The sequence below is a fragment of the Rubneribacter badeniensis genome (genome assembly GCF_002899695.1).
Taxonomy (GTDB): domain Bacteria; phylum Actinomycetota; class Coriobacteriia; order Coriobacteriales; family Eggerthellaceae; genus Rubneribacter; species Rubneribacter badeniensis.
The window spans coordinates 1-9,567 of the sequence record NZ_PPEL01000104.1 but is presented as its reverse complement, the minus strand read 5'-3'; the positions used below and the strand labels follow the sequence as shown (position 1 = coordinate 9,567).

9 protein-coding genes are annotated in these 9,567 nt (G+C 69.8%); 6 read left to right on the top strand and 3 right to left on the bottom strand.

What is annotated here, in order from left to right:
- The 3 genes from C2L80_RS12195 to C2L80_RS12185 all read right to left on the bottom strand — a co-directional run.
- On the bottom strand, positions 1-607 hold a 607-nt coding region (locus C2L80_RS12195), incomplete at its 3' end, for a TetR/AcrR family transcriptional regulator (RefSeq protein WP_103263300.1).
- 83 nt (positions 608-690) lie between these two features.
- Positions 691-3,279: a YhgE/Pip domain-containing protein gene (locus tag C2L80_RS12190; RefSeq protein WP_103263299.1), complete on the bottom strand. Its 2,589-nt coding sequence runs from the start codon at positions 3,277-3,279 to the stop codon at positions 691-693.
- A gap of 2 nt (positions 3,280-3,281) precedes the next feature.
- Positions 3,282-4,043, bottom strand: a complete 762-nt coding sequence (locus C2L80_RS12185) for an ATP-binding cassette domain-containing protein (RefSeq protein ID WP_224759208.1) — start codon at positions 4,041-4,043, stop codon at positions 3,282-3,284.
- Positions 4,044-4,682: 639 nt separating this feature from the next.
- Between C2L80_RS12185 and C2L80_RS12175 the strand changes: the two genes are divergently transcribed.
- The 6 genes from C2L80_RS12175 to C2L80_RS12150 all read left to right on the top strand — a co-directional run bounded on the left by C2L80_RS12175 (position 4,683) and on the right by C2L80_RS12150 (position 9,258).
- On the top strand, positions 4,683-5,060 hold the full coding sequence (locus tag C2L80_RS12175) for a VOC family protein (protein ID WP_103263296.1): 378 nt from the start codon (positions 4,683-4,685) through the stop codon (positions 5,058-5,060).
- Positions 5,061-5,073: 13 nt separating this feature from the next.
- The gene (locus C2L80_RS12170; RefSeq protein ID WP_103263295.1) at positions 5,074-6,309 is read left to right on the top strand and encodes a LytTR family transcriptional regulator DNA-binding domain-containing protein; all 1,236 of its coding nucleotides are present in this window, start codon (positions 5,074-5,076) and stop codon (positions 6,307-6,309) included.
- A complete protein-coding gene (locus C2L80_RS12165; RefSeq protein ID WP_103263294.1) occupies positions 6,306-7,073 on the top strand; it encodes a hypothetical protein in 768 nt (255 codons plus the stop codon). The genes C2L80_RS12170 and C2L80_RS12165 overlap by 4 nt, the downstream gene beginning before the upstream one ends.
- A gap of 267 nt (positions 7,074-7,340) precedes the next feature.
- Entirely contained in the window at positions 7,341-7,673 is a 333-nt protein-coding gene (locus C2L80_RS12160) for a hypothetical protein (protein WP_129589961.1), read from the top strand.
- Between the two features lie 9 nt (positions 7,674-7,682).
- Positions 7,683-8,525 carry an ABC transporter ATP-binding protein gene (locus C2L80_RS12155; RefSeq protein WP_103263292.1) on the top strand — a complete coding sequence of 281 codons (843 nt, stop codon included), beginning with the start codon at positions 7,683-7,685 and terminating at the stop codon, positions 8,523-8,525.
- Between the two features lies 1 nt (position 8,526).
- Positions 8,527-9,258, top strand: coding sequence for an ABC transporter permease (locus tag C2L80_RS12150; RefSeq protein ID WP_103263291.1), 732 nt, complete (start codon positions 8,527-8,529; stop codon positions 9,256-9,258).
- The last annotated feature ends 309 nt before the right edge of the window (positions 9,259-9,567 follow it).

Sequence of the window (9,567 nt, the reverse complement as noted above, 5' to 3'; positions counted from 1 at the left end):
CGCGCAAAGCGCCGCCTTCCGGCCCCGCCTCCCCTGGCGCTCCGGCGCGCTGCCCGAGCGGCTCGCGCGTGAGCGGCCCCTCGTCGCCGAGGTGGTACAGCGCGCCGGTCAGCACCATGCCCACCAGCGCCACGGCCTCGAAGGCCGGGTCGATCTCGGGACGGATGCAACCCTCGCGCTGCCCGCGCGCGATCTGGCCCTCCAGCACGTCGAGCAGCCGCCGCTCGTAGCCGCGCATCGCGTCCGACCACACGCGCCCCTCGCGCCACAGCTCCGACACGAAGAAGCGCCCGAACGCCTTGTTCTCGAAGATGCCCGACGCGAACAGCTCGATCATGCCGGTGAGCGCGTCTGCGGCCGTGGGGGCCTCGGCCGCGATGCACTCGAAGCCGGCCACGATGCGCCCGATGCCGTCCTCTAGAATGCTCTCGGCCATCGCGGCCTTGCTTTTGAAGTGGTAGTACGCCACGCCCTTCGACACGCCCGCCACCTCCACGATCTCGTCCACCGTGGCCGCCGAGTAGCCCTTCTCGCCGATCACCTCCAAAGCGGCGTCGAGCAGCTGCCTGCGCGTCGCGCACGCTTTCTCGGTGCGCCTCGTTCCCATTGCCGCATCACCCCCGCAACCCAGACGTCCGCCGTCGGGCCGTTCGCCTGCCGATACCGATACCCAGTGTAGCAAGTCGGAGGCTACCCCAACTGCAGGATCGGATGCAAGTCCTCCATGCGCACCGTGCGCTTGCGCCACGCCACGAGGCACGTGAGCGCGAAGCACACAGCGCCGATGGCCGCCAGCACCGCGCAGTCCAGGCCCGCTTGCGCGTAGTCGAGGCCCGTCATGATCTGGCGCATGCCGGACACCACGTAGGTCATGGGCATGTACGGGTTGACGGCCTGGAAGAACTCCGGCGTCGTCTGGATGGGAAACGTCCCGGCGCACGCCGTGAGCTGCAGCATGAGCAGGATGATCGCGAGGAACCTGCCGGGGAACCCGAACGCCGCCATGAGAAGCTGCATGATGGCCGCGAACACGAGCGCCACGAGGTAGCCCATCGCGTAGAACGCGGGCACGTTGTCGATCTGAAGCTGCAAGCCGAACTGGAGCACTGCCATGAGCAGCGTCGCTTGGACGAGGGAGAACGCCGCCATCGGCAGGTAGTTCGAGAACGCGGCCGTCACCGGGCTCGCGCCCGCGAGGACAAGGCGGCTGTTGAGCGGCTTGAACACGAACCCCGCCACGAGGCCGCCCACCCAAAGCCCCAGCGCCATGAAGTACGGAGCGAAGCCGGTGCCGTAGTTCTTCACCGTCGTGTAGTACTCGTTCGCCAGTTCGACGGGATCGCTCATCATGGAGGACTTGCCGTCGATGTTCGTCGTCTGGTCGGCGGCGGTCTTCGCGCCGTCGGCGAGCGCGCCGGCCAACTCGCCGGAGCCGTCCACCGCGCTCTCAAGGCCCTCGCCAAGCTCGGCGCTGCCCTCCTCGAGCTGCGCGGCGCCGTCGGCGATCTGCGCGGAGCCGTCCTGGGCGCTCTGCGCGCCGACCGCAAGCTGGCCCGCGCCGCTCTCGGCCGACCGCGCGCCGTCGACGAGCTGGGACACGCCGGCGTCAAGCTGGCCCGCCCCCGACACCGCCGAGGCCGCGCCGTCTCTCACCTGCGCCGCGCCCGAGGCCACCTGCGCGGAGCCTGCCACGAGCGAGGACATGCTGGCGTTCACCTCGTTCGCGCCGGCGTCGAGTTGCAGCACGGCGGCTCGCAGCGCGGGCGATTGCCGAACGAGCGGAAGAAGCTGCGAGGACAGGCTCTCGTAACCGACCGAAAGGCTGTTGAGGCCGCCATAGAGGGTGGCGGCTGAATCATCGCCCGAAGATCCGATGCCGCTAGCGAGGAGGTTCGCGCCGCCATAGAGGGTGGTAGCCGACGTATCGCCCGGCGCGCCGATGCCCGCCTGCAGCTGCTGCGCACCGGAAACAAGGCTCCCGGTGCCCTCCTCAAGCTGCGCTGCACCGCTTGACAGGCTCCCCGCGACCTTTTGGGCGGCTGCGATGAGTTGCCCAGCCGTCTCCGCATCGCCGCCTTCGAGCGCCGCTTGGGCGCTGCCCAGCAACCCGCACAGCGTTTGGTCGGCCGCCGTCTGGCCCGACGCGCCGATTCCGGCCTTCAGGGAGGCCGCGCCCGCTTGGGCATCGCGCGCGCCCGCCTCAAGAGCGCCCGCGCCGCCGGAAACAGCGTCCAACCCACCCTTGAGCCGGCCCACGCCGCCAGCAAGCTCGCCAGCCGCGCCTTGCAGCTGCGCGATGCCATCGGATATCTGATCCGACCCCGCTTCAGCTGCCGCCACCTGCGCTTCGTCCGGCAAAGCGCTGGTCGCCTCCGCCAGCTGGCCGGCACCGGCGGCCAGCTGGCTCGTGCCGTCGCTTTGCAGCTTCGCCGCGCCGCTCGACACGCTGCCGGCGCCAACGGACACCTGGCTCGCGCCGTCGTGCAGCTGGCTTGCGCCTGCCGCGAGCGATTGCGTGCCGGCCTTCAGCGTGGAAGCGCCGCCGACGAGCGTGCCCAGGCCGGAATCAAGGGACGATGCGCCGGAAACGAGGCTACCCAGGCCGGCGTCGAGCGAAAGCGCGCCGTCCTTGAGCGTGCCGAGGTTCGACGTGATGGCGGCGCTGCCGTCCTTCGCCGTCATAAGGCCGTCCTCCAAATCGCCCGCGCCGTCGGCAGCCGTCTGGATGTCCTTGCCCGAATCGGCCACGCGGGAGAGCACCGTCTGCCAGTACTCCTCGGCCACCGTGTCGCTCACGCGCTGGCGCACCTCCTTCCACACCGTCTCGCCGATCTGGGAGGCCAGCATGTTCTCGCTTTGGTTGTACTCGATCTTGAGCTGCGCCCTGCGAGGCGCGTCGCTATCCGCCGATGCCACGCTCGCGGAGAAGTCCGACGGGATGGTGCAGGTCATGAAGTACGTGCCGTCCTCAAGGCCCCGCTGCGCCTCGTCAGCCGACACGAAGTGCCACTGCAGGCCGTCGTCGGTGCCGCGCAACTCGTCCACCACGTCATCGCCGAGGTTGCGGTTCTCGGCGGCCACCGTGGCACCCGCGTCCTCGTTCACCACGGCCACGGGCACCGTGTTCAGGCGCGCGTACGGATCCTGAAACGCCGCCAGATACAGCGCGCCGTACAGAAGCGGCATGATGGCGATGGCCGCGATGACCACCCACATCACCTTCGACGCCGTGATGTTCTTCCATTCGAGGCCCGCAAACCGAAGTCCCTTGAACGCCATGCTCACTCGCCCTCCTTCGCCAGATACACGCACGCGTCGGCCATGGCGGCCAGATCGCGCTCCACCACGCCCACGACCACGGCGGCCCCGCGCAAGCGCGCCGCCTCGCGCAGAAGCTTGACGAGGGAGGCCGACTGGGCCATGGTCAGCTGATCCTCCACGTCGTCCACCACCACCGCGTCCGGCTCGCCCGAAAACGCAAGCGCGATGCCCAGCGTGGCCAGCTTCTGCGACGTGAGGTCCTTCACGCGCACGTTCGCCGCATCGTCCAAACCCCATTCGCGCAAGTAGGAAAGCACCGCATCGCGACGGGGACGGCGGCCGTGCAGCTCGAACTCGGCGCTGGCCGCATAGGCGACCGTCAGGCTGTCCTGCAGGTCGTTCAAGCCCTTGAACAGGCCCAAGCCCACATGTCGCGCGACCTTCGCGCGCTGGCGCGGAAGCTCGAGGCCGCCCGCGGACAGCGTGCCCTCCGTGGGCTTCATGCGCCCGGCCAGCGTGAGCAAAAGCGCCGTCTTGCCGCTGCCGTTGCGGCCGCGCACGGCGAAAAGCTCGCCCGCGCGCGCATCGACGTCCACAGCGCGGTACGCGTACCCCGCGTACGTTTTGAGCCCCAACCCGCGCGCACGGAAGTACGGCTCGCCCGCTGCGAGGACGGCGGTGCCCGTAGGCGCGCCCACGACCGCTTCGGCATCGGCAGGCGCGATGGCTTTGCCGGGCGCAAGAGCGGCGACAGACGGGAACGCCTCTTGCATGTTCATCATGATCCCCTTCCGTTTGCCAGTCCATTTTTTGACTGACTAGTCAGTTTCAATGTTCGGAAGTATAGCACCTGCCGGAAAACGCGCAAGCGCCGTCTCCCAAAGCGCACAACCCGCATGCCGCAACGCCGCGACCGCTCGGCCTCCGGGCGCGCGCCGCCAGCCCAGCGCCTGCGACTGCCGCTCCACCTCCAGCCGCGTACCGCAACCGCCCTGCCCGCGCATCGCGCCAAGCGGCATCCTCCCCATCATGCCCCTTCCCTATCCACCCGATGGTTTCCGTAGAAGAATCGTCATGCGGCGGTGATCTCGGGTATACTTCCAGCGAGCGAAACGCGCCGGGGAGCGCGGCGGGCTCGGCGCGCAAGAGCGCGCGGGCCGCCTACTCGACGGCGGGTCCGCCCCCGCACATCCGCCGAACCCTCGCGCGCCCCACGCGGCCGTACGGACCGCGTGGGGCGAGGAACCGCGTGGGCCGCGGGACCGCCGATGCGTCCTCGGCACTGCACCCGCGCATCCGCGCGAGGCGCGCAGGCCGCGTGGGATACGCGGTCCGCAACCGCGACCCGCGGACATGTCTCGCGCCCCGCGCCCGAACTCGGCGTTGCGGCGCAACCGCACAGCACGACGAAAGGAACCGCCATGAAAGCGAAGATGGTCCACCGCTGCATCCACGTCCTCGACCTCGATGCGTCGCTCACGTTCTACGAGCGCGCGCTCGGCCTGACCGTGCAGCGCCGCATGGGGCCAAAGGACGGCTCGTGGGAAAACGTGTTCATCGGCAACGGCGAAACCGATTTCCAAATCGAACTCACTTGGAACCGCGGCCGCGCAGAGCCCTACGTCAACGGCGGGCGCGACACGCACCTGGCCTTCGAGGTGGACGACATGGACGCGGCGCGCGCCCTGCATGAGGAGATGGGCTGCGTGTGCTTCGTGAACGAGCGCATGGGCATCTACTTCATCGAGGATCCCGACGGTTGCTGGCTCGAGATCATCCCGGCCAACCGCGCGGAGTAAACGGGGAGGCTCCGTGACCGAGTACGCCTCCGCAGACAAGCTGCTCGCCGACCTTGGCGAGAGCGCGCACATCGAATGCGGCCGCGAGACGTCGATCAAGCTGGCGCGCGCCGTGCGCCGACGCTTCGCCACGCGCCGCTGCGCGTTCGCGCTGGAGGCCGACGCGGGCTGCCCGCGCGACACGGTGACCTCCCATCTGCGCTTCTTCAGCCAGCTGGCCGGCGGCGCCGTGCACCACGAGGACGCCGTCGCCCACTTCGGCCTGCGCGGCATCGCCCGCGCCAAGCTGCGCGACCTTCCCGCCTCCCAAGCCGCGCTCGTGCGGCTGGCGCGCGCAAGTCTGTTCCAGCCGGAGGTCTGCCTGATCGAGCGCCCGCTGTCCGACCTCGATGCCGAGGGGCGCGCGAGCGCGCTCGCGTGGATGTCCGAGGCCGAGGAGCGCGGCTGCCGCTTCGTCACCACGCTGCAGCCCCTGCGCGAGGCGCTGCTCATGCCGGGCATCGCGCTGTGGTGCGAGGATGGGCGCTTCATCGAGGTGGCGCACGACGAGGACGATTCCACCGCACCTCCCGACGGGGCGTTCGACGAGGTGCGCGTGTGCAAGATCCCCGCGAAGGCCGACGCGGCCACGCTTCTGTTCGACCCGCGCGAGATCGACTTCATCGAAAGCGCCAACAAGCAGAACCACGTGTCGGTGCGCGGCTCGCTCTACCCCACCCCGCTCACAATGGACGAGCTGGACGACGAGCTTTCGCGCTTCGGCTTCTTCCGCTGCCACCGCTCCTACATCGTGAACGCGCAGCGGGTGGCGAAGGTGGAGCGCTACACGCGCAACAGCTTCAACCTCACGCTGAACGACGCGAACCGCACCTCCCTCCCGCTCTCCAAGGGACGCGCGCAGGAGCTGCACGAACGGCTGGGCCTCACGCGCGAAGCCCGCGCGGCGCACGCGACCAGTGAGGCCCGCGAGGCTCACACGGCCCGCACGGCGCAGGACGGGCGGGCCGATTCCGCGGCGTGCGGCGGCGCCGAGGGGACGGCGGCGGCGCAAGCGGCCCCCGAAGGCGCGTCCGCTCCGACAAGCCGCCCGGATCGGACGCGCGCCGCATCCCCGACCGGCGAGGAGGACCCCAAGGCCCGAACGGCCCGAGACGACCGGAGCCGGGAGGCTCGGGGAGACCGAGGGGGGCGAGCCGGCGAAGCCCGTCCGACAAGGCGGGCGGCCCGGACGGAAGGAGGCCCGCGATGACGGCCCCGAGCGCGCGGCGGTCCCTGCGCGCCGTGGCCATCCTCACCCGCAAGTACCTCGCCGACCTTGCGCGCAACCCCGCGATGACGCTGAGCGCCGCCATCCCCGTGCTCTGCTCGTTGCTCTTCCGCCTCATCTGGGCCGAGCAGTCCGGACTCTCCCCCGACGCCTCGGCGCTCGTCGTGATCGCGACGCTCTACGCCGTCATGTTCGAAGCCCTGATAGCATCTTCGACGTTCATCATGTACGCGATGGCCGAGGAGCGAGAGAAGGGGGTGCTCGTCACGTTGCTGCGCTGCGGCGTAACGCGAGGCCAAACCGTCGCTGCGCGCCTCACGTCGGGCTTCGCCGCGTTCGCCGCGTCGTGCGCAGCCTGCTGCCTTCTGCTGCTTCCCGATCCGACCGTCACGCTTCCCGTCGCGCTCGTCGGCATCGCAAGCCAACTGCCGCTCTTCCTTGCCGGCGCCGCCCTGGGACTGCGTGCCCACACGCAGATGTCCACAATGTCGCTGTCTGTCCCCCTCACCATTGGCGGCATGCTCCCGTTTCTCCTTTCCGGCTTCGAAGCCGCCATACCCATCGTGCCGTACCTTCCCAACGGCGGCGCGTTTCCCTTCATGATCGCACTCGTCACAGGCGGCGATTCCCTCTCTGCCCTCCCCCTCGCCCTCCTCACGACCGCCCTCTGGACCGCTGCCGCCACCTTCTTTCTGGCGTGGATGCTGCGGAAGGAGAGCCGGGAAGGGGACGGGTTCGGGGAGTAGCGGGGGCGCGGCGGCCGTCCCGAGGATGGCATCCGCGCATCCTCGGGACGGCCGCCGCAGGAGCGCAGGAGCAGATGCGCATCCGCAGGAGCCGCGCGCTCGCCCCTCCCGCACGCGCTCCTTGCTCCTCTCGTCGCCTCCCCTGCTCCTCTCGTCGCGAAGCGGCTCCTGATGTCGGGTTTCCCTTGCGCGGTGCCGAGACGGGCGCGATGATGCGCTGCGTCAGGTCCGCGGCGGATGCGCCGCGCGAAGAGAAAGGGAACCGTCATGATAACCGCAAGCCAACTATCCATGCTGGTGCTGGGGCTCGGCCTCATCTGCGTGGTGAGCATGGCGCTGCACATGCGCCACGAGCGCACGCTCAAGCGCGTGGAGGCGCTGGAGCGGCGCTCGGAGGAACTCGAGGCATCGCTTGTCGCCCTCGCCACCCGCGGCACCTCCGTTGCCCCCGCGCTCGAACACGCCGCCGCATGCGAGCGCAACGACGTAGCGAACGAGCACGCCGCCCCGGCGAAGGCCGCGGAACCGTCCGCGTGCGCGTCCGCGGCCCCGCACAGCTCCGTCCGCACCGCCAACCCTGCCCCCGCGGCCGCCCGCTAGGAGGCCCCCATGAACACCCTGCTCTCCACCGAGGACGTGTGCCTCAGCTTCAAAGGCAAGCGCGTCCTCGACCATCTCTCCTTCTCCGTGACGCGCGGGGAGTGCTTCGGCTTCCTCGGCCCGTCGGGCGCGGGCAAGACCACCACCATCAAGCTGCTCACGCGCCAGCTTGCGAAGGACTCCGGCCGCATCCACCTGTTCGGCCGCCCCATCGAGCACGCCACGAACGCCGACTACGAGCGCATCGGCATCCTGTCGGACACAAGCGCCCTCTACGAGCGCATGAGCATAGAGGACAACCTGCGCTTCTACGCGAAGATCCGCGGCGTGACCGGCAACAACATCCCCACGCTGCTCGAGCGCATGGGGCTTGCCGACAGCCGCAAGACGCTCGTGAAGAACTGCTCGAAGGGCATGCGCCAGCGCGCCGCGCTCCTCGCCGCCCTCGTGCACGGCCCCGAGCTGCTATTCCTCGACGAGCCCACGAGCGGCCTCGACCCCGCCGCCCGCGCCGAGGTGCACAAGATGCTGCGCGAGCTGAAGGACGCGGGCGCCACGGTGTTCCTCACCACGCACGACATGGCCGAGGCCGAGGACCTCTGCGACCGCATCGGCATCCTGAACGAGGGCCGGCTCATAGCCGACGACGCCCCGCAAGCGCTCAAGCTGCGCCACGCCCGCAACGAGGTGGTGATGCGCCTCGCCAGCGGCCGCGTTGTGCGCACCACCAAGGACGCCGCCGGCGCGCCGCTCGTGGCCGAGGCGCTGGCCTCGGGAGAGTGCCTGTCCGTTCATTCCGTGGAGCCGAACCTCGAGGAAGTGTTCCTCGAGATGGCCGGAAGGGAGTTCTAGCATGGAAGCCGCGCTGAGAAAGACCAGCGCCCTGCTGGGCAAGGATATGAAGGACCTCGTGAAGAACCCCACCGTGCTTTTGGGCTGCCTGTTGCCCGTCGGGTTCATCGCGCTGTACAGCCAGACGATGGGCGACGCATCCGGCGAGGCAGCCGACGCCGCGCGGCACCAGTTCCTGACAATGGCGCTGTTCATGACCGTGGGAATGACCGGCTGCATGACGGCGCTCTACACCATCGCCGAGGAGAAGGAGAAGCACACGCTGCGCACGCTCATGCTGGCGAACGTGAGCGCCGCGCAGGTGATCGCCTCGCGCGCCGTCGTTTCGCTGACGGCCATCGTCGTCGCGCAAGCAGCGTGCTTCGCCGTGCTGCGCGCGCCGATAGACCTGCTGGCGCCGTACCTGCTGCTCGGCATCCTGTCCGGGCTGCCCGTCGTGATGTTGTCGCTCGTCTTGGGCCTGGCCTCACGCGACCAGATGACGGCCGGCGTGTACAGCGTCCCCCTCATCCTCGTGGCGTTTCTGCCCATGTTCGCCCCCTTGAACGAGACGCTGGCAAAGGCGACCCCTTACTGCCCCACCGGCGGCGCGCAGGAGCTTTTGAACCTCGCCGCCGACGGCGCGCTCTTCACCGCCGACGCCCTCCAGCCCCTTGTCGTGACGCTCGTCTGGGTGGCCGTCGGAGCCGCAGCCCTCGCCTTGCTCTACAAGCGCCTCGCGCGCGACAACTAGGGGCGAAGGCGAGGCCGGGGGAGGCGAAGGCGAGGCCGGGACCGTTTCGCCTTCGCCAAACGGCCCCGGCCCCTCGCACCCCGCGGAGCACGCACCGCATGCATTCCGCCTCGCATCCCTCGCGCCCTCGTCTCCTACGCAGCGCGCCACGCGCACCCTCGTCCTCTGTACGGTGCGCCCCGTACGCCCTCGTTCCCTGCTGGATGCCCCGCGCCCTCGTCCCTCGCGCCTCGCGCCCCTTCACCCCCTGCGCAGCGCACCCCGTATGCCCTCATCCTTTGCGCGATGCGCCCGCCCCCGAACCGAACC